Origin of the sequence: Mesonia sp. K4-1 (assembly GCF_008017825.1) — a bacterium.
Classification (GTDB): Bacteria; Bacteroidota; Bacteroidia; order Flavobacteriales; family Flavobacteriaceae; genus Mesonia.
In genome coordinates this window covers 234,799-254,758 of record NZ_VRLS01000012.1, presented here as the reverse complement: position 1 = coordinate 254,758, position 19,960 = coordinate 234,799, and the positions used below count along the sequence as shown (strand labels likewise).

The window sequence follows — 19,960 nt, the reverse complement described above, 5'->3', positions numbered from 1 at the left end:
TACTAAATGAAAATAGTTGTCATTGGCCTTGGAAATTTTGGAATGTCGCTCGCTATTCATTTAGCCGATTCTGGCAATGAAGTGATTGCTTCCGATAAGGATTTAAAAAAAATAGAGCTTATAAAGAACAAGGTTTCCCATGCCGTTTCAATGGATGCTACCAACGAAAGCGCATACCAATCTCTACCTTTAAAAAATACAGATGTGGTGATTGTTGCCATTGGAGAGCACGGGGGGACTGGCCTTATGGTAACTGCCATTGTTAAAAAAATCACTAAAGCAAAAATCATTACCAGATCCTCTTCAGAGATTCAAGATACTATATTAGAGGCGATGGGAATAGACCAAATAGTACATCCCGAACAAGAATTTGCTGAGAGACTTACTAAAAAAATTAACCTGAAAGGTAGTATTGATAATTTTGAAACCGATGATGATCACTTAGTTTCAGAAGTAGCTGTTTACAAAAAACATGTGGGAGAAAAATTATTTGAATCTGATTTTAGGAAGAAATACAAATTAAATATCATTACCATATTAAGAAATAAAAATTACAATAACCTTATCGGAAGAAAAACTCATAAAAAAGAAGGTTTAGGAATGCCTACTCCCGATACCGTTTTTAAAGAAGACGATACATTGGTAGTATTTGGAAAAAAGAGTGATGTCGAAAATTATTTAAAAAAAAATGACAACGATACTCAGCACTAAAAAACTTGACAAACACCAAGAGTCATTATTATTAAATGCAGGCATTAGCTATGTATCATATGATGCTATACGCATTTCGCCTATACCTAATTTTAGTTTCCCTAAAAAAATAAAGAATGCTATTATTACTAGCCAAAACACTTGGAAGGTAATAAAAGATAAGGTTAGTATTGAAAATGCATATGTGGTAGGTAAAAGAACCTCACAGTTATTAAGTGAGAACAATATTAATATTATTGAATCCCAAGATTACGGTAAAGATTTAGCTCATAAAATATGTGAATCCCATAATAATGAAGAGTTTTATTTCTTCTGCGGAAAAAAAAGAAGGAATGAAATTCCTCAAAAACTAAAAGAAAATAATATTTCCTTTACAGAAATACTGGTATATGATACCTTAGAAAATCATAAAGAATTTAAACAAGAATTTGATGGCCTCTTGTTTTTTAGTCCGAGTGCTGTAAAAAGCTTTTTCGCTGTAAATACTTTAAAATCTGCAATTGCATTTTGTATAGGTACTACCACAGCTAAAGAATTAGAAAAACACACTAATCATATCATAATTGCGAACCAACCCACTATAGAAAATGTCATCGTGCAAGTGGTAAAAAAATATAAAAATGATTAAAAACGATTTATTTTTAAAAGCCCTTAAAGGAGAAACGGTAGAACGTCCGCCAGTTTGGATGATGCGTCAAGCAGGTCGTTATTTACCAGACTTCATGAAGCTTAAGGAGAAATATGACTTCTTTACACGTTGTAGAACTCCAGAGTTAGCTACCGAGATTACGGTAATGCCTATTCACCAAGTAGGAACAGATGCAGCTATTCTTTTTAGCGATATTCTTGTAGTTCCTCAAGCCATGGGAGTAGAGATAGAAATGAAACCTGGCGTTGGACCTTGGTTACCAAATCCAGTAAGAACTCCAGTTCAAGTAAATGATATCGTTGTACCAGATGTGTATGAAGAATTAGGTTACGTTTACGAAGCCATTAAGATGACCAAACAGGCCTTAAATGATGAAGTCCCATTAATAGGTTTTGCAGGCTCACCGTGGACTATTCTTTGCTATTTAGTACAAGGACAAGGTTCTAAAAACTTTGATAAAGCCAAAGAGTTTTGTTTTAAACGACCTATGGCAGCGCATATTTTATTACAAAAAATAACCGATACTACTATTGCTTACCTAAAAGGAAAAGTAGAAGCTGGAGTAGATGCAGTTCAGTTATTCGATTCTTGGGGAGGAATGCTTTCTCCTGTAGATTATCAAGAGTTTTCTTGGAAGTATATGCAACAAATTATAGACGCTTTGAAAGACGATATTCCTGTAATCGCCTTCGGGAAAGGATGCTGGTTTGCCTTAAAAGAAATGAGCGAATCTGGTGCTTCGGCCTTAGGTGTAGATTGGACATGTTCTGCAAGAAATGCGCGTTACTTAAGCGGTGGTAACATTACATTGCAAGGTAATTTTGATCCGTCAAGGTTATTTTCTCCTCCAAGAGAGATTAAACAAATGGTTCACCAAATGATTAATGAGTTTGGAAAAGACAAATACATTGTCAATTTAGGTCACGGTATTTTACCTAACATTCCGGTAGAAAATGCTAAAGCCTTTGTTGATGCTGTAAAAGAATATCAAGGATAGTGGCAATTTGGGCTCGTATAAAAAACTTAAATTTTAAGCAGTTTTTGGTGCTGGCCCATCATTTTACACTTCATCCTACTTATATAATTCCTACGTATAAGGCAACTCAAAAAAGTGTAGGCCTATGCAATCACCTTTTTGGAAAATCACATCATAAAGACAATAAAGCCAATGCATTTAGACATGCATTATGGAATTTTTTAATTGCTCAATATTGCTTCCGCGGAAATAATTCCGTAAAGAAGTCTTTAGAATGGGCAAGAAAAATAACTCATTTGCACGAGCAACTCTCGCCCAATGAAGAATTGGCAAAAATTATGGATTTACATAATAATCAACAAGGCAGAAATCTTTTTGAACAAGGAATAACCGAAGAAAATATTGTAGCTGTTCTTCAGCAAGAAATGAAAAAAGCTTTAAAAGTTTCTACTCCAAATGAGGCTAAAAAAGCAACCCAACAATTGATTTATATTGAAAATGAAAGATAAATTTTATAATTACATTCAAGATTTACAAGATCGTATTACACAAAAGCTAGAAGAAGTAGATGGTGAAGCTAAGTTTCATGAAGATATTTGGAAGCGTGAAGAAGGCGGTGGCGGAAGGACACGCGTCATCGAAAACGGAAATGTTTTTGAAAAAGGCGGTGTAAATATTTCTGCTGTTCACGGGCCTTTAGCTCTGGCTATGCAAAAATACTTTAATGTAGGTGATGTTAATTTCTTTGCATGCGGACTTAGTCTAGTTATTCACCCAAAAAACCCAATGGTTCCTACAGTACACGCTAACTGGCGTTATTTTGAAATGTACGACAAACAAGGTAACACGGTAGATCAATGGTTTGGTGGTGGTCAAGATTTAACACCTTATTATTTATTTGATGAAGATGCTCAACATTTTCATGAAGTTTCTAAAAGTGCTTGTGATAAACACGATAAATCTTTCTACCCAGAGTATAAGAAAAAATGTGATGAATATTTTTGGAATGCTCACCGTAATGAAGCTCGTGGCATTGGAGGTTTATTTTTTGATCATTTAAAAGTTTCCGAAGAAAAAAATATGCAAGACTGGTATAATTTTGTTACCGAAGTAGGTGACAGCTTTTTAGAAGCTTACGTTCCTATTGTTGAAAAAAGAAAAATCTTAAGCTTTACGGAAGAAAATAGAACTTGGCAAGAAATACGTAGAGGTAGGTATGTAGAGTTTAATTTAGTACACGATAAGGGCACCTTGTTCGGCTTAAAAACCAACGGAAGGATAGAAAGTATTTTAATGAGTTTGCCTCCACACGTGCAATGGGTTTATGATCACCAGCCTACAGAAGGAAGCGAAGAAGAAAAACTACTAAAAGTTTTAGAAGAGCCTAAAGATTGGATTAAAGTTTAAAGCTTAGAGCAATTAGCTTTTAATAGAAAGAAAAATAATTGAAATGAGGGATTATAAAAAATATTTAGTTTGGTAAAAAGGACATGAATTAACGCTAGCTATTTATAAACACACACAAAAATATCCTAAAGAAGAATTATTTAATTTGGTTAGTCAGATGAAAAGATCTTCTAGTTCTATTCCAACTAATATTGCTGAAGGCTGTGGAAGAAAATCAGAAAAAGATTTCTCAAGATTTCTTTACTTTGCATTCGGTTCTGCTAATGAGTTGGAGTACCAGCTTTTATTAAGTATTGAACTTCATTTCATTCCGAAAGAAATTGGAGCAAGTTTACTGATTCAGGTAGAAGAAATAAAAAAGATGCTTAATTCATTAATTCAAAAATTATCAAGCTAAAATTTTCACTTATTAGTTAAAACAATAATCTAAGAAGAAGAATAAATAAAAATATAACAAGCTAAAGGCTAAAAGCTAATAGCTAATGCCAAAAACCTATGTTCCCACTAAGAAGAAATAGAAGATTAAGAACAAACGAAGCCATTAGAAGCTTAGTAAGACAAAACTTTCTAACTCCTAACGATTTTCAGGCTCCATTATTTATAGTAGAAGGCAAAAATAAAAAAGAAGAAATCGCTTCGATGCCCAATTATTTTAGGTTCAGTTTAGATTTACTTCAGCAAGAAGTAAAAGACCTGTGGAGCTTGGGGATAAAATCAGTTTTATTATTTGTAAAAGTTGATGATCAACTAAAAGATAATAAAGGAATCGAAGCTGTAAATGCAGATGGGCTTATGCAACGAGCTATTAAGACTGTAAAAGATGCTGTTCCAGAAATGGTGGTGATGACCGATGTTGCTTTAGATCCTTATTCCATTTATGGCCACGATGGGATTATAGAAAATGGAAAAGTACTCAACGACGAATCTGTAAAAGCATTAGCACAAATGGCTTTATCTCACGCCCAAGCTGGAGCCGATTTTGTTGCCCCAAGCGATATGATGGATGGTAGAATATTGGTGATGAGAGAAACTTTAGAAACGGAAGGTTTCACTAATACCGGGATTATGAGTTACAGTGCTAAATTTGCTTCTGCTTTTTATGGTCCATTTAGAGATGCCCTAGATTCGGCTCCTGTAGATGCTAAAGACATTCCAAAAGATAAGAAAACTTACCAAATGGACCCTGCTAATCGCGATGAAGCTATTAAAGAAACACTTATGGATATTGAAGAAGGCGCCGATATCGTTATGGTAAAACCAGGATTATGTTATTTAGATATTGTAAGAGATATAAAAAATAACGTGAATGTTCCTATTTCTGTATATCAAGTAAGTGGTGAATATGCTATGATCAAAGCCGCCTCAGAAAAAGGTTGGTTAGATCACGATGCTGTCATTTTAGAACAACTTACTGCCATTAAAAGAGCGGGAGCTGACTTTATTGCCACTTATTTTGCCAAAGATGCTGCCAAATTACTTTCATAATTAACTTGGCAAGCTTTTAGCTCAACTTCGCTTTATGAACTTAACGTTAGCATCTTATTCTAGATTTCTCACTGCTTTTTGCATACTTTTACTCTCGTTAGTAAGTACTGCAAAAAGCGGTGATGGTCTTTTTTTGCTAGATAATAGCGTTAAAGAAACTATTAGCTCTTCGGCAAATGAACATAAATTCTATGCCGTAGAAGAAATTTCGTCTTCTGCACCTTCTTATGAAATTGATCACCAATGGAGTTATGATTTCACTACAGCGTATCATTCTAAGGTCGATGCTTTTTCAACAACCAAAACTCTTTTTATACAATTTCTCTGTGTAGATCAAAGAGCGAAAATCTTTCGATACCTTTTTCCATTTCATTTCTTTTTGTGATTGTTTACTTTTTTAAATGTGAAAGCCTGTAATAGATTTTTCTCTCTTTGGGGATTTCACATTTACCCTAGATTTATTTAAAAATTTATTCGAGTTCGCTTCCGCGGAAGCGTAACTGCCATCTCAAAAAAGAAAAATATGGATACTTCATCTATCGTATTAGGATTAGTTTTCCTAATCGTATTTACAGCCCCAGTCGCTTATGCCGTTATGGGAAAATCAAAAAGAAAAAAACAAGCTTTAAAAAATATTCAAGAAAAAGCTGCGATTCATCAAATTCAACTGAATGAAATTGATGTTTTTGGTGATGATTATATAGGAATAGATCATAAAAGTGAACAATTAATATATGGAAATTTAGAAAGTTTAGAGAAAAAAATGCACATAATAGATTTTAAAAACTTCTCTATCGATCTTTTAGAAATTAGAAAAAATGATAAGTCTATAGAGCAAATTTCTTTAGTCTTTAAATCTTCTAACACCCAACATCAATTTGATTTTTATAAAGATAATGATGATGTAAAAGTTTCTGCAATTGAACAATTTGAACTTGCTAAAAAATGGAAAGCAAAACTAAGTTAGTTTCTAAAAACCCCGAGCCACAAATTACTCGGGGTTTTTAAATTTTAAATAGAAATTAAGAGTAACAGCCATAATAATTTTTAACTTGTTGAAAATTACTTTATCACTATGACGCTACTCATCGTTTATGCCTTTGTTTCTATTTTTGTTTCTTTTTTATGCTCTATTCTAGAGGCGGCATTGTTAAGCTTTACCCCTACTTTTATTCGTATTAAAACGAAAGAAGGAAAAAGTTACGCTAAAACTTTAGCGGGTTTTAAAAAAAATATAGATACACCACTCACCGCAATTTTAACGCTTAATACTATAGCTCACACGGTAGGTGCAATTCTAGTGGGAAACCAAGCTGGGAAACTAGCTGTAGAAGGTGGATTTGATTACTCAATTTTAGGAATCAATTTTGTAGGATTGGTATCTGCGATTATGACCATCCTTATTTTAATCTTATCAGAAATTATACCTAAAACCATTGGTGCCAGTTACTGGAAATCTTTAGGTAATTTTACTGCCAAAACACTAAGTATCATTATTTTTCCGTTAAAATACACAGGTATTTTGTGGCTGCTTTTGTTAACTACCAAACTTATTGGGAAATCTGCTCACGCCAATACAATGAGCAGAGAAGAGTTTATGGCCATTACCGATGCAGCGGAAAAAGAAGGTGTTTTTCAAGAAAATGAAACCACTTTTATAAAAAATATGCTGGTCTTTAAATCGGTTTTAGCAAAAGATGTGATGACGCCGTTTTCTGTTGCGGTCACAGCCGAAGAAGAAACGACCATTCAAGATTTTATTTCTACTCATAAAAATTTAAAATTTTCAAGAATTCCTATCTTCAAAACTCAACCCAATAATATAACAGGTTTTGTGTTGAAAGATGAAGTTTTAGAACATATGATTGAAAATAAAGGAAACGATACTTTAAATCAGTTAAAAAAAGATGTTTTAGTTACACATTCTCATACTGCAATTCCTAAATTGTTTGAGCTGTTTATAGACAAAAAATCACACTTGGCTATTGTTACTGACGAATTTGGAAATACTGTAGGATTGATTACCATGGAAGATATTATTGAAACGCTTTTGGGGCTTGAAATTATGGATGAAAGCGATAGCGTAGAGGATATGCAACTCTTGGCTAGGAAAAATTGGGAGCGTAGAGCAAAACGCTTAGGTTTATTTACAGGAGAAGAGAAAGATGAAAAATAAATATCATCTCCCAACTCCTATTGGAATCGCCCTTATTGAAGGAAAGGCAAACGGAGTTGAGAAAATTTCAGTTTTATCTGAAGCTCCAGAGAAAAATTTTCAGGATATAGAATTAACTGAAGCAGCTGAGCAGTTAAAAGCTTACTTTGAAGGTAATTTACAGGATTTCTCATTCCCAACTCAGCCACAGGGAACTGCGTTTCAGCAGCGTGTTTGGCAAGAACTTTTAAAAATTCCTTTTGGAAAAACTACTTCTTATCTAGAACTTTCTAAACGCTTAGGCGATCCTAAAGCTATTCGAGCAGTGGCTTCCGCTAACGGAAAAAATCCTTTATGGATTGTAGTTCCCTGTCATCGAGTGATTGGAAGCGATGGTTCTCTTACAGGTTATGCTGGTGGAATTTGGAGAAAAAAGTGGTTACTTGAGCACGAAAGTCCTGCTCAACAACAACGTTTGTTTTAATTAACGTCGCTATCGTTTAATCCCCATTCGTCCATACTTCTTAAAATAGTTTCAAGAGATTTTCCCCTATGGGTTAATCCATATTCTACTTTGGGTGGCACGACGGGATATACTTTTCTAAAAATAAGTCCGTCTTTTTCTAACTCTCTTACCGTTTGAGTGAACATTTTATTGGAGATACCCAGAATTTTCTTTTGTAAAATTCCCGAACGCAAATTTTCATCTAACAAATGAAATAGAATTAGAGGTTTCCACTTTGTTCCAATCAAATTCATGGTGTAATTTAAAGGGCAATCCATATCTTTATTTAATTTATATGCTTTTAAAATCTTAAAAAACAGCATTTTACTCCTTTTAGTAACTATATCACTTTAAGGTAAGTTGTTGCCTAACAAGCAAATATATGCTAATTTTGAAATCTAAATTAGATCATATGACAACAATAAAAAATTATCCTAAATCATTTTCCCATATTGGGCTTACTGTTCCAGATATTCATAAAGCAGTTAAATTCTATTCAGAAGTAATGGGGTGGTATGTTACCATGGAGCCTTCTACAGTAAAAAAAGAAAAGGAAACAGCTATTGGACAAATGTGTATAGATGTTTTTGGCGACGATTGGAGCGAGTTTGAAATTGCTCATTTGGCAACTTCAGATGGAATTGGAGTAGAGTTATTTTCATTTCCGCACGGAATTAAAGAAGCTCCAGAGTTTAATCCTTTCAATACAGGTCTATTTCATTTTTGCATACAAGACCCAAATATTGAAGAGCTTATCGACAAAATTGTAGCTTATGGGGGAAAACAAAGGATGCCAATTAGAGAATATTACCCTAAAGAAAAACCTTTTAAAATGTGCTACGTAGAAGATCCTTTTGGAATCGTCTTTGAAATTTACACCCACAGTTACGAGCTTACCTATTCTTCTGGTGCGTATTCTAAATAGATTATATGCTTGAAATTGTAAAATTTATGTTGAGGAATTCAATACACATTTATTAAGAATAAATTCTTAGTTTTAAAGATTGTGCCATAAGTACAATCTTTAAAACTACTTGTAACCTTCATAAAATAATAATGGACTCTTCGAAACTGAAAAAAGAATTTACCTTAACTCAATGGTTTCAAGTTTTATCTATTCTCGCTGCCCTTATGATTATCATAGATTTTATAATCCCGGGTAAAGTATATACAGATCCGATTCTAAATATTAAAAAAGAACGCCAGCAATATTATAATGCCGCTGGAAATTCTCATTCCTCTTACAAGGTATTTACAGAAAGAGAAGACTTTAATGTTTCAGGATCTTTCGCAAAACAAATTAAGGGTGTTGAAAAAATAACCTACTCTATTTCTCCACTTTTTAATGAGGTGAATTATTATTCCCTTATAGATTCAGAAAAAAGAAACGTTTATTCGTTAAGATTAGTTTCTGGTCTTGTATTGCCTTTAATTACGATTCTTATACTACTGTTGGCCTTAAAATATAAAAAACGAGTCGAGATTTTAAGTTTTGTATTTCAGGTTTTAATCATTGCAGACTTTATATATTTACTGCTATAAAACAAGAAGTTTTAAATCGCTATAATTCTACCATAAATCATGTCTACAAAAAAACAAGTAAAATCAAGATTACACCTTCGGAATAAAAACCGCGAAAGATATGATTTAGAAGCGCTATTAAAAGCTAAACCCGAGCTTAAAAATTATTTAAAACTCAACAAAGTAGGAGTAGAATCAATAGATTTTTCTAATCCGAATGCTGTAAAAATTTTAAATAAAGCTCTACTCCATCACTATTACGGAATTAAATATTGGGAATTTCCCGATGAAAATTTATGTCCGCCAATTCCAGGAAGAGCAGATTATCTCCATCATATAGCCGATTTATTATCTGAAAGTAATTCTGGCACTATTCCAACTGGTGATAAAATTACCTGCTTTGATGTTGGCGTAGGCGCAAGTTGTATTTATCCCATACTTGGTGCTACAGAATATGACTGGCAATTTATAGCGTCTGATATTGATGCAAAATCTATATCTTCTGCAAAAAACATTGTCAATGCAAATCCTAGTCTTAAAGATAAAATTGACTGTCGATTGCAAAAAAGTTCGAGAGATTTTTTTCATCACATACTAAATCCTAACGAAAAAGTAGATGTTGTTATTTGCAATCCTCCCTTTCACTCCTCTATAGAAGAAGCTCAAAAGGGAACACGAAGAAAAATTAAAAACCTATCTGGTAAGAAAGTAAAAACTCCAGAGCTTAATTTTTCTGGTGCAAATAATGAACTTATTTATGAAGGCGGAGAATCTAAGTTTATTCAAAATATGATCTGGGAAAGTAGAAAATTCGCAAACGATATTTATTGGTTTTCTTCCTTAGTTTCAAAAGAATCTAACTTTAAAGGAATTCATAAATTATTAAAAAAGCTAGAGGCTCAACAAGTAAAAGAGATTCCTATGGGCACAGGAAATAAAACTAGCCGAATAGTAGCTTGGACATTCCTGCCAAATGAAAAGCAAGAAGATTGGGCAAAAAAGCGATGGTAAAAATAGCTTTTAAACCAACCTCTTAACTAAGTTTACTTTTGTTTTAATATATTTAAGCTTGACAATTAACAGCATTCTTTTATATGAAATTTTTTAAAAAGCTTCTTCTTAGCCTAGCTATCATATTGGGTTTAGCCATTTTGGCGCTTTACCTTTTTGATGCCGATTATATTTTGCGTGGCGTTAAAATTACTTACTTAAAAGGATATAAAACTGCGTATATAGACGATTACTCGGAATTTGATAATCGCACGATTAAAACTTCAGGAAAACCTCAACCTTGGTCTTTACATAAAAAATATAATTCCGCGGAAGCGACACAAAAATTACAATCGATAAACGAAGAGTTAGGAACCGTCGCATTTCTTATCATTAAAAATGACAGCATTTGGTATGAAAAATATGCAGATGATTATGGTAAAACATCCCATACCAATTCATTTTCGATGGCAAAAAGTATTACCTCTGCTTTATTAGGAAAAGCGATTAAAGATGGATTTATAAAAGACTTAGATCAACCTGTTGCAGATTTTTATCCGCAGTTTGATAAGCGATTAAGCGTAGGTGATTTATCATCGATGTCTTCTGGCCTCAACTGGGAAGAAAATTATTACAGTCCGTTTTCAATGACAGCTAGGGCGTATTTAGATGACGATATCAAAGAGCTTATTTTGTCATTAAGGGTAGAAGAAGAACCAGGAAAAGCTTATAAATACCTTAGCGGAAACACACAGTTATTATCAATGGTTGTTGCCAAAGCAAGTGAAAAAACACTTTCAGATTATTTAAGCGAAAGTTTTTGGCAGCCTATGGGAATGCAAGATAAAGCCTTTTGGCAGTTAGATGATAATGAAGAGGGTGATGAAAAAGCCTATTGTTGTATTGCCAGCAACGCTAGAGACTTTGCAAAATTTGGAAAATTATATAAAGATCATGGTAAGTGGAATGGGGAACAACTTTTAGATTCTAGTTTTGTGGCTACTTCTATTCAGCCTAAATTTAAAGATAGCCCAGAATACGGTTACGGTTTTTGGTTAAGCAACCACCTCAACAAAAAAATGTTTGTAATGCGAGGTATTTTGGGACAGTACGTAATCACGATTCCTGAAGATGATATGATTATTGTACGACTAGGGCATCAACGCGGAGAAAGAACTAACGATAGAGCTTTTACAGATGATTTTTACACTTACGTAGAAGAAGCTTATCAAATGATTTCTAATTAGTTATAAAAGTTGTATTTTACTAATTAAATCTTCTTCTTATGCTCAAAAAACTCAACTTAGAAAATATCTTATTTTTAGATATAGAAACCGTACCCGAATTTTCTTCTTATGATGAATTAAGCGAAGAGAAGAAAACCCTGTGGGAATTAAAATCTCAATACCAACGCAAAGATGAGTTTACAGCTAAAGAATTTTATGATCGAGCAGGTATTTGGGCAGAATTTGGCAAGATAGTATGTATTTCTGTAGGGTATTTTGTCTTAAAGGAAAATAAAAGAAGTTTTAGAACTACCACTTTTCATGGGGAAGAGAAAAAGCTTTTACAAGATTTTAAAGAACTGCTTAATAATTACTTTCACCAAGCTCAGCATTTACTGTGTGCGCACAACGGTAAAGAATTTGATTTTCCTTATATCGCTCGTAGAATGCTTATTCACAGTATAGAATTGCCTTCTAAATTAGATTTATTCGGAAAGAAACCTTGGGAGGTACCTCATTTAGATACTTTAGAATTATGGAAGTTTGGCGATTATAAACACTACACTTCCTTAAAATTAATGACTCACGTATTAGGTGTCCCATCCCCAAAAGACGATATAGACGGTTCTCAAGTAAGAGATGTTTTTTATGAAGAGAATAATATATTACGAATTGTATCGTATTGCGAAAAAGACGTAGTCGCTATTGCACAAATTTTCTTAAAACTCCGACAAGAAAAACTATTAGAAGAATCAGAAATTACTTCTGTGTAATAAAAAAGCCCGGGAACCACCCCGAGCTTTAACCCATATGAAAAATTGATGCTTACTGTTTTACAAATTTTTTGGTAATAGATTTTTGTCCATCTCCTAATTGTAACATATAAACACCGCCCGAAAGCCTATTTAATTGTATAGCATTTTGCGTTAATTCTCCGCTTAATACTAATTTCCCTAACATATCGTAAATTTTGTAAGTTGCATCTCTAGCATCTTCCATTTTTACAAATATTTCATTTCCAGTAACTGGGTTAGGATAAATGGTAGTAGCAAATATTGCACTTTCATTTCCAATTGCTGTGGCAGCTAAACTATTGTTATTAAATCCTTGAGCAGCTGCTTGCCCAACGTTAACGGTATAATCTTCAACTTCTCCATAACTAAAACTTTCACAAGAAGTTTGAGAAGCATTATATTTCATAGAAACTCTCATTCTGGTGTTACCACTAATCGCAGAAGTTGGTACACTAAAAGTTCCGCTAAGGGTATTACCACTGCTAGAACTTCCTGAAACTACTTTCTCATTGGTTTCAAAAGCACCATTTTGATTATAATCTATATAAACCGCCCAATGCTCGGTATAACTAGAACTTGCAAAACCTGCACTTATTTGAATCGTATTAGATCCGTAAGGCAAATTAGCAATTAAATTTGTATTATCAGCATATCCACCGTCATTTCCGCTAGAATTATTCAAATTATTTAAGCTTACCAAGTCAATCCATTCATAAGAAGAATCATTTCCTTGAGAATTACAGTAATCTGGAGTATTTCCTCCTGTTGTAGTAACATTAACAACATTAGAGCTAGAAGAAGTATTCCCAGCAACATCTTTTGCTTTAACTGAAAATGAATAAGAACTTGCAGCCGTTAATCCCGTAATCTGTGCAGAAGTCCCAGTTGTTGTTCCTAAAGAAGAACTTCCTTGAAAAACTTCATAAGAATCTACACCAACATTATCTGTAGAAGCATTCCAAGATAAATCTACTGTGGTTTGTGTAATATTATTTGCGCTTAAAGCGGAAGGAGCTGATGGTGCTTCACTGTCTAAAGAAGTACCTCCATCTTCTATACAGAAATTGGTTGCTTCAGAATTACCAAAATTTCCTCCTGAAGAAATCGTACCATCATCACTAGATAAGGTATAAGAACCAGAACCGTAGCTACAGCAGATCCCATCTCCATATTGATCGGTAATCGTAAAAGTATAATCTCCGTCGGTTAACCCACTAATTGTTTTTGTAACTGTAGAACCATCTGCATTCGATGTTGAGTATGCTGCGCTATCTACTGTATTTCCAGAAGCATCTTTTAAGGTCCAAGAAGTTTCTTCTGGGTAATTGTCAAACGTAATCGATAAATAAATATCTCCGCTTGTACAATCTTCAGGTTCTGGATTTCCTCCACCGCTATATGCTGCACCCACACCCACGGCGTGCCATGCATTAGTCACAGCGATTTCTTCTGTACTTCCTGCTCCGTAAAGGTCTTTTGCTGCTTGAATCGCTCCATTACGAGCATCAGAATATTGAGAGTTTGAACTAAGGTAAGTAGTTAAATTTCTGTAAGCTACAGCAGCAGCTTTCTCCATACCAATAGAAGTAACACTATAACTATCTCCATTATCATTAGTTCCAGAACCTCCTGTACTCAACAAGTAAAACCAAAAGTTTTGAACTCCAGAGTTATAATGAACACCACCATTATCTCCAGAACCACTATACCAGCTAGTTCCTAAATACGTATCGGGTTGACCGTAAGCATTTGGGTTACTAATAGAGCGTAGTGCACCTCCGCTTCCGCCAGATCCTATTTCATCACCCATTAACCAATCGTTGGTGCCTGTAGCGAAAGCTTCAATAGCCTCTCCAAAAATATCTGAAAAAGATTCATTTAAAGCTCCAGACTCATAACTGTAAACGAGATTAGCCGCATATTCTGTAACACCGTGACCTATCTCATGACCCACAATATCTAATGCTACTAATGGTCCATAATTAACACCATCACCATCACCATAGGTCATTCTACTACCATCCCAAAATGCATTTACATAGTTACTATCATAACTAACGTATGAGCGTATGATTGCTCCATTACCGTTATAAGAGTTTCTATTATGCTTTTGTGAGAAATATTTATGGGTTTGTTCTGCTCCCCAATGTGCTTGTACCGCAGTTGGATTATTTGTAAAATTACTAGAACTACTCGTTACTTCTTGAGCATTGTTATAGTTTGTACTGTTATTCATATCATACGTCTGGATTCCGCCGCCATCTGCCGTTTGTCTTAAACGGTAACTTCCATTGTAACTATCTGTAGTGATAGAGACATTACCATTATAAAGTGTAGTTCCGCTTGACGGAGTATTAGCATGGTGAATTTTTTTATTTTCCATTATAAAATCACCTGTTTGCGCATCTACGTAAACATCTGCTCTATAAAGAGGAGCTGTCGCATAAATATCATATTTATAAGCAAGTTTATTTTCTTCTGTTACTCCTTTAATTTTAGGCAGAATAACTAATTCTCCAGCAGGAAGATTATACGATATATGTTTAGATTCTTCTTTATCCTCCCACATATACTCAGTGGCTCCTACGTGTTGCTTAGCTTTGTTAAAGGCCATCTCTTTAGAAATAGATGGGGTGGTTGGTAAATCTTTAATTCTATAAAGATTATTTGAAGAAGATTTTACTTTGCCCTCCTTGGCATGTAAAACTGTGGTTGCAAATTCTACGGGAATAGAATTATAATATTGCTGAAACTTTTGATGATGGTATCCTAATTTATCTGTTCTTTGTTCTACTAAAGATAATGTATTTTCTGGCGGCAAGCCTAAGCTTCTTTTAAAGCTATCATCTGCAGTCTGAAAGCTTTGTGATTCCTCATATACATTTAATTTTTTAATTGGTTTTTTAGGACTTTCTTGAGAAAACCCGAAAGTAGATCCTAATAAAAAAGTAGCCATTACAGCCAAGCTCTTATAGTCTTTTTTCATAATATAAAGATTTGATTAATAAACAACTGTTTGCGTTTTGACAATAAATATTACCGTCAAAACATTACGTTTGAAATTTTTTAAATTTTAAAATTTAATTGAAAACTGGAGTTTCATAAATTCTTGGCCAATAAAATTGAAGGGTATGTAGGGGGTGGTTAATTTTGGACCAGAATTCTAAGAAGGGAAATTTATGCGTAAACTGTTGAATGGCTAATTGCTTTTCGTATTGTAGTTTAGGCGGTTGTTTTACGTTACGTTGCTCATCTTTAAAAGTATGATACAACATAACTATTTGCTGAGAGAAATAGTTTTGTTTCATTTAAAAAATTATTAATTTATAATTAACTTGCTTACGAATTAAATAAATTTTATCGACTAAATGAAATTTTAATCGTTAAAATGTATTTTTATTCGCAAGTTAAATCGTTAAAGATTGGTTTTTTCGCAATAATTAGCCTCATTTATTACACATGAAACAACAAGAATTATTAACTATAAAAAACCTAGAAGTTAGCTTTATTACTGGCGGTATAAAGCAAACTGTTCTCCATAATATTTCTTTTCAGCTTTATAAAAATGAAATTTTAGGTGTAGTGGGAGAATCTGGTTCAGGAAAATCGATTACTTCGATTAGTATTTTAAAATTATTGCCTTCAATTGCACAAATTACGAAAGGCGAAATTCAGTTTTTAGGTAAAGATTTAGCCTCATTTTCAGATAAAGAAATGCAAAGCTTACGCGGAAATGAGATTTCCATGATTTTTCAAGAACCCATGAGTTCGTTAAACCCTTCTTTAACTTGTGGTTTTCAGGTACAGGAAATTCTTTTAAGACATACTAACATCGCTTCCGCGGAAGCAAAACAAGAAACTTTACATTTATTTGAAAAGGTAAAATTGCCTCGACCCGAAAAGATTTTTGAATCTTACCCTCATCAAATAAGCGGCGGACAAAAACAACGGGTAATGATTGCGATGGCAATTGCCTGTAAACCAAAATTACTCATCGCAGATGAACCTACTACCGCATTAGATGTTACCGTCCAAAAAGAAATTTTAAACCTTTTAAAAGAGCTCCAAGTGGAAACAGAAATGAGTGTTTTATTTATCTCTCACGATTTGGCATTAGTTTCTGAAATTGCCGATAGAGTCTTGGTTATGTTTAAAGGTTCTATCGTTGAGCAAGGCACCACGCAAGAGATTTTTCATCATCCAAAACAACAATACACCAAAGCTTTATTAGCATCTAAACCCGACACCCAAGTGCGCTTAAAACGGTTGCCAACGGTTAAAGATTTTATAGAAAACCAACCCATAAGTATCGCTGAAACTCAAACAGAAAGAAAGGAAAGACACCATAAGATTTACAGCCAAGCGCCTTTATTAGAGGTTAAGAATGTAGAAAAAGAATTTATTTCTAATGCTGGATTTTTTAAAAAACCCAGTGTAGTAAAAGCGGTAAATAATGTTAGTTTTAAAATATTTGAAGGAGAGACTTTAGGTTTAGTTGGAGAATCGGGCTGTGGAAAATCAACTCTGGGAGATGTAATCTTACAACTTACCAAAGCAAGTGCAGGAAAAGTACTTTATAAAGGGAATGATATCACGCAACTTTCTAAGAAAGAATTGAGAAAACTCCGTAAAGAAATACAACTCATATTTCAGGATCCTTTTTCTTCTTTAAACCCTCGTATTACTGTAGGAAAAGCGATTATGGAGCCGATGGAAGTCCACGGTTTGTATAAAAATAAAAAAAAACGAAAAGAAAAAACACTTGAGTTACTAAAACGAGTAGGCTTAGAGGAAGCCCATTTTTATCGTTATCCTCATGAGTTTAGTGGTGGTCAGCGTCAACGTATTGGAATCGCTAGAACAATCGCCGTAGAACCCAAGCTTATTATTTGTGACGAGTCGGTTTCGGCATTAGATATTTCGGTGCAAGCACAAGTGTTAAACTTGTTAAATGAGTTAAAGGAAAAGTTTGGTTTTACTTATATTTTCATCTCACACGATTTGGCGGTAGTGAAATATATGGCCGACCAACTTTTAGTGATGCATAAGGGTGAAATCGTAGAACGTGGCGATGCCGACATTGTTTATGCTCATCCCGAAAAAGAATATACACAACAATTGATTGATGCAATACCCAAAGGATTGTAATTTATGAAGGAAAAGATAACGCTTGATCACGTAATGTCTAATGCGCCAGATTTAATTTTCTACCCCGCGCCAATTCTAATTGGTTTAGCCTAACTCGAATGTTATTTTAGTTGGAAGCAGAAAAAGAAGCTTTATGGAAAGAAAGATTTTTGCCTCCTTAAGTATCGGCTTAGTTTCTGTAGTTCAAAACTTGTTTATTAAAACCCTTTTATTTGGGTCGGTAATATGGCTTTATAATCTGGTCCCGTGGAGTATTCCTGTTAATTGGGTAACTTCAATTCTTTGTTTTGTTGTTTTAGATTTTTTTAGATATTGGGCGCACCGGTTTGGACATGAAACTAGCATCTTTTGGGCAACTCACGTGACGCATCACAATTCAGAAAAATATAATCTATCTACTTCTTTTCGGCTTTCTTGGACTCAACAAATTAAAGTGATTTTCTTCCTACCTATAAGTTTTTTAGGTTTTCACCCTGTTATCTTCTTTATTTGTCACCAAATCACCGTTCTATATCAATTCTGGATTCATACTGAATATATTAGAAAGCTTCCAAAATGGATAAGCTTTATTTTTGTAACCCCCTCTCATCACCGTGTGTATCATGGAAAGAATGAGCAATATTTAGATAAAAATTATGGCTCTACTTTTATTATATGGGATAGAATGTTTGGATCTTTTCAACCTGAAGATGAACAAGCGGTTTATGGGATTTTAGAACAACCCAGACATTACAATCCCGTTAAATTGGTATTTCACGTATGGGTAGATATTTATAAAAACATGAGAAAGGCTGGGAGTATAAAAAAAGCTGCGCTCATTTTGTTTCAACCACCAGATCGTTTAAAAAAATACGAGTAATATTTATTTTAAAAGTTGTTTTTGATATTCCATAAAGTATAAATCAAAACCTTTAGCCCAATAATCTTTTTTAATTTCTATGAGTTGAAATCCGTTTTTTCTGTAAAAAGGTTCAACTAATTGAGAGGTTCTTACTTGAATTTTTGAACTATTTTTTTGCTGAAGCAGATGCTGTATCCTATACTTTAGTAGTTGACCTCCTATACCTTGTTGTTGAAAATCTAGATGTAAAAAAGCCCAACTTAAAATACCTATATTTCCTTGTGTATTTATCCCGCCGCAACCCACAATTTTAGATGAGATCTCTACCACAAAATAATCTTCTCGTTCTTTTTCTAAATAATGAATGAAGTCTATTTCTTCCTCTTGAGAAAAGTATTTTGGTGTATTGAGTTGGAGAAGGTTTATTAATTGAGGCTGATCATTTTTATGATAAGGTCGAATATGTAATGTATGGTTACTCATCTAACAAAATAAGCTTAAAGCTGAAAAAATTATTAAAGTACTTTTTCTGCTAAATACCGTTGCACCTCGTACACATCGATACTTTTATTGAATTTCTTACTTACGGAAGGAAGGTCTTCACTTGAAATCCAGATTTTAAGTTCAGCATCTAAATCGAATGTCCCTGCTGTTTCTAAAGAAAATCTAGAAATGTTTTTATAAGGCAAAGACTTATATTCTGCTTTACTACCAGAAATTCCCTGAACATCGATTAATACCAAACGTTTGTTGGTAAACATAAAGGTGTCTCGAAATAGTTTAAAACCGATTTCAATTTGCTCTCCTTCTACCAACAAACGCCCGTATTTTTCTAAAAGTTTCTCTACAGAAACCTCACTAGAGTTACCTAAAATATTATTAAATAAACCCATGTTTAAAGTTTCATTTCAGGAATTTCTCCATCCATAATTAATATTCCTTCTGTAGCGGCTTGAATTTCTTCTACACTTACGCCTGGAGCTCTTTCTAAAAGTTTAAATCCTTTTTCGGTAACTTCTAAAACTGCCAAATTGGTAACAATTTTGGTCACACAACCAACACCAGTAAGTGGCAAAGAGCAGCGTTTTAGTAACTTAGATTCTCCTGCTCTATTGGTATGCATCATCGCTACAATAATGTTATCCGCGGAAGCGACCAAATCCATAGCGCCACCCATTCCTTTCACCATTTTTCCAGGTATTTTCCAGTTGGCGATATCTCCATTTTCTGCAACTTCCATCGCTCCTAGAATGGTTAAATCAACGTGTTTTCCTCGAATCATTCCAAAACTTGTAGCTGAATCGAAAAAACTCGCTCCGGGTAATGCAGTAATAGTTTGTTTTCCTGCATTGATTAAATCTGGATCCTCTTCACCTTCAAAAGGGAAAGGTCCCATTCCTAAAATTCCATTTTCACTTTGAAACTCTACTTCTATATCGTCATTTACAAAATTGGCTACCAATGTAGGAATTCCTATTCCTAAATTTACATAATATCCGTCTTTAACTTCTTTTGCAATGCGTTGTGCTATTCCGTTTTTATCTAAAGCCAT

The 19,960-nt window shown here is 33.9% G+C and carries 23 protein-coding genes and 1 pseudogene; 18 read left to right on the top strand and 6 right to left on the bottom strand.

Going from position 1 to position 19,960, the window contains the following annotated elements; translation table 11 throughout:
• The first annotated feature begins 6 nt into the window (after window positions 1-6).
• From FT986_RS02290 to FT986_RS02240, 11 genes and pseudogenes are all read left to right on the top strand, one after another.
• Window positions 7-711 (top strand): TrkA family potassium uptake protein, encoded by a 705-nt coding sequence (locus FT986_RS02290; RefSeq protein ID WP_147863636.1) that lies wholly within the window; start codon window positions 7-9, stop codon window positions 709-711.
• Window positions 689-1,339 carry a uroporphyrinogen-III synthase gene (locus tag FT986_RS02285; RefSeq protein WP_147863635.1) on the top strand — a complete coding sequence of 217 codons (651 nt, stop codon included), beginning with the start codon at window positions 689-691 and terminating at the stop codon, window positions 1,337-1,339. The genes FT986_RS02290 and FT986_RS02285 overlap by 23 nt, the downstream gene beginning before the upstream one ends.
• On the top strand, window positions 1,332-2,357 hold the full coding sequence (gene hemE / locus FT986_RS02280) for a uroporphyrinogen decarboxylase (RefSeq protein WP_111539746.1): 1,026 nt from the start codon (window positions 1,332-1,334) through the stop codon (window positions 2,355-2,357). Before FT986_RS02285 ends, hemE begins: the two co-directional genes overlap by 8 nt.
• A complete protein-coding gene (locus tag FT986_RS02275) occupies window positions 2,357-2,845 on the top strand; it encodes a hypothetical protein (protein ID WP_147863634.1) in 489 nt (162 codons plus the stop codon). The genes hemE and FT986_RS02275 overlap by 1 nt, the downstream gene beginning before the upstream one ends.
• Window positions 2,835-3,743, top strand: a complete 909-nt coding sequence (hemF, locus tag FT986_RS02270) for an oxygen-dependent coproporphyrinogen oxidase (RefSeq protein ID WP_147863633.1) — start codon at window positions 2,835-2,837, stop codon at window positions 3,741-3,743. Before FT986_RS02275 ends, hemF begins: the two co-directional genes overlap by 11 nt.
• An 88-nt stretch (window positions 3,744-3,831) precedes the next feature.
• Window positions 3,832-4,140: pseudogene (locus tag FT986_RS02265) on the top strand (four helix bundle protein); the annotation flags it as partial.
• 98 nt (window positions 4,141-4,238) lie between these two features.
• Window positions 4,239-5,228, top strand: coding sequence for a porphobilinogen synthase (gene hemB, locus FT986_RS02260; RefSeq protein WP_147863632.1), 990 nt, complete (start codon window positions 4,239-4,241; stop codon window positions 5,226-5,228).
• A gap of 34 nt (window positions 5,229-5,262) precedes the next feature.
• The gene (locus FT986_RS02255) at window positions 5,263-5,613 is read left to right on the top strand and encodes a hypothetical protein (protein ID WP_111539751.1); all 351 of its coding nucleotides are present in this window, start codon (window positions 5,263-5,265) and stop codon (window positions 5,611-5,613) included.
• Between the two features lie 138 nt (window positions 5,614-5,751).
• On the top strand, window positions 5,752-6,195 hold the full coding sequence (locus tag FT986_RS02250; RefSeq protein ID WP_111539752.1) for a hypothetical protein: 444 nt from the start codon (window positions 5,752-5,754) through the stop codon (window positions 6,193-6,195).
• Between the two features lie 108 nt (window positions 6,196-6,303).
• Window positions 6,304-7,404 (top strand): CNNM domain-containing protein, encoded by a 1,101-nt coding sequence (locus FT986_RS02245; RefSeq protein WP_147863631.1) that lies wholly within the window; start codon window positions 6,304-6,306, stop codon window positions 7,402-7,404.
• Window positions 7,394-7,867, top strand: coding sequence for a methylated-DNA--[protein]-cysteine S-methyltransferase (locus FT986_RS02240; RefSeq protein WP_147863630.1), 474 nt, complete (start codon window positions 7,394-7,396; stop codon window positions 7,865-7,867). The genes FT986_RS02245 and FT986_RS02240 overlap by 11 nt, the downstream gene beginning before the upstream one ends.
• On the opposite strand, the gene FT986_RS02235 is transcribed toward FT986_RS02240, so the two are convergent.
• On the bottom strand, window positions 7,864-8,166 hold the full coding sequence (locus tag FT986_RS02235; protein WP_187248553.1) for a helix-turn-helix domain-containing protein: 303 nt from the start codon (window positions 8,164-8,166) through the stop codon (window positions 7,864-7,866). The genes FT986_RS02240 and FT986_RS02235 overlap by 4 nt on opposite strands.
• Window positions 8,167-8,300: 134 nt before the next feature.
• Between FT986_RS02235 and FT986_RS02230 the strand changes: the two genes are divergently transcribed.
• From FT986_RS02230 to FT986_RS02210, 5 genes are all read left to right on the top strand, one after another.
• Window positions 8,301-8,813 carry a VOC family protein gene (locus FT986_RS02230; protein ID WP_147863628.1) on the top strand — a complete coding sequence of 171 codons (513 nt, stop codon included), beginning with the start codon at window positions 8,301-8,303 and terminating at the stop codon, window positions 8,811-8,813.
• Window positions 8,814-8,944: 131 nt separating this feature from the next.
• Window positions 8,945-9,430, top strand: a complete 486-nt coding sequence (locus FT986_RS02225; RefSeq protein ID WP_147863627.1) for a hypothetical protein — start codon at window positions 8,945-8,947, stop codon at window positions 9,428-9,430.
• A gap of 39 nt (window positions 9,431-9,469) precedes the next feature.
• The gene (gene rlmF, locus FT986_RS02220; protein WP_147863626.1) at window positions 9,470-10,420 is read left to right on the top strand and encodes a 23S rRNA (adenine(1618)-N(6))-methyltransferase RlmF; all 951 of its coding nucleotides are present in this window, start codon (window positions 9,470-9,472) and stop codon (window positions 10,418-10,420) included.
• Between the two features lie 83 nt (window positions 10,421-10,503).
• Entirely contained in the window at window positions 10,504-11,646 is a 1,143-nt protein-coding gene (locus tag FT986_RS02215; RefSeq protein WP_147863625.1) for a serine hydrolase, read from the top strand.
• Window positions 11,647-11,684: 38 nt separating this feature from the next.
• The gene (locus FT986_RS02210; protein WP_147863624.1) at window positions 11,685-12,398 is read left to right on the top strand and encodes a 3'-5' exonuclease; all 714 of its coding nucleotides are present in this window, start codon (window positions 11,685-11,687) and stop codon (window positions 12,396-12,398) included.
• Between the two features lie 52 nt (window positions 12,399-12,450).
• Here the strand turns inward: FT986_RS02210 and FT986_RS02205 are convergent, their stop codons facing one another.
• Both FT986_RS02205 and FT986_RS02200 read right to left on the bottom strand, forming a co-directional pair.
• Window positions 12,451-15,405, bottom strand: a complete 2,955-nt coding sequence (locus tag FT986_RS02205) for a M4 family metallopeptidase (protein WP_147863623.1) — start codon at window positions 15,403-15,405, stop codon at window positions 12,451-12,453.
• 94 nt (window positions 15,406-15,499) lie between these two features.
• Window positions 15,500-15,727 (bottom strand): hypothetical protein, encoded by a 228-nt coding sequence (locus tag FT986_RS02200; RefSeq protein ID WP_147863622.1) that lies wholly within the window; start codon window positions 15,725-15,727, stop codon window positions 15,500-15,502.
• A gap of 151 nt (window positions 15,728-15,878) precedes the next feature.
• Between FT986_RS02200 and FT986_RS02195 the strand changes: the two genes are divergently transcribed.
• Entirely contained in the window at window positions 15,879-17,567 is a 1,689-nt protein-coding gene (locus FT986_RS02195) for an ABC transporter ATP-binding protein (RefSeq protein ID WP_147863621.1), read from the top strand.
• Window positions 17,568-17,700: 133 nt separating this feature from the next.
• Window positions 17,701-18,426: a sterol desaturase family protein gene (locus FT986_RS02190; RefSeq protein ID WP_222706177.1), complete on the top strand. Its 726-nt coding sequence runs from the start codon at window positions 17,701-17,703 to the stop codon at window positions 18,424-18,426.
• Between the two features lie 3 nt (window positions 18,427-18,429).
• Here the strand turns inward: FT986_RS02190 and FT986_RS02185 are convergent, their stop codons facing one another.
• Genes FT986_RS02185 through FT986_RS02175 form a run of 3 tightly spaced genes read right to left on the bottom strand, consistent with a single transcriptional unit; the run spans window position 18,430 to window position 19,960 of the window.
• Entirely contained in the window at window positions 18,430-18,891 is a 462-nt protein-coding gene (locus tag FT986_RS02185) for a GNAT family N-acetyltransferase (RefSeq protein WP_147863620.1), read from the bottom strand.
• A gap of 32 nt (window positions 18,892-18,923) precedes the next feature.
• Window positions 18,924-19,301: a PH domain-containing protein gene (locus FT986_RS02180; protein WP_111539764.1), complete on the bottom strand. Its 378-nt coding sequence runs from the start codon at window positions 19,299-19,301 to the stop codon at window positions 18,924-18,926.
• Window positions 19,302-19,303: 2 nt separating this feature from the next.
• Complete coding sequence (locus FT986_RS02175) at window positions 19,304-19,960, bottom strand: CoA transferase subunit B (RefSeq protein ID WP_147863619.1); 657 nt, start codon at window positions 19,958-19,960, stop codon at window positions 19,304-19,306.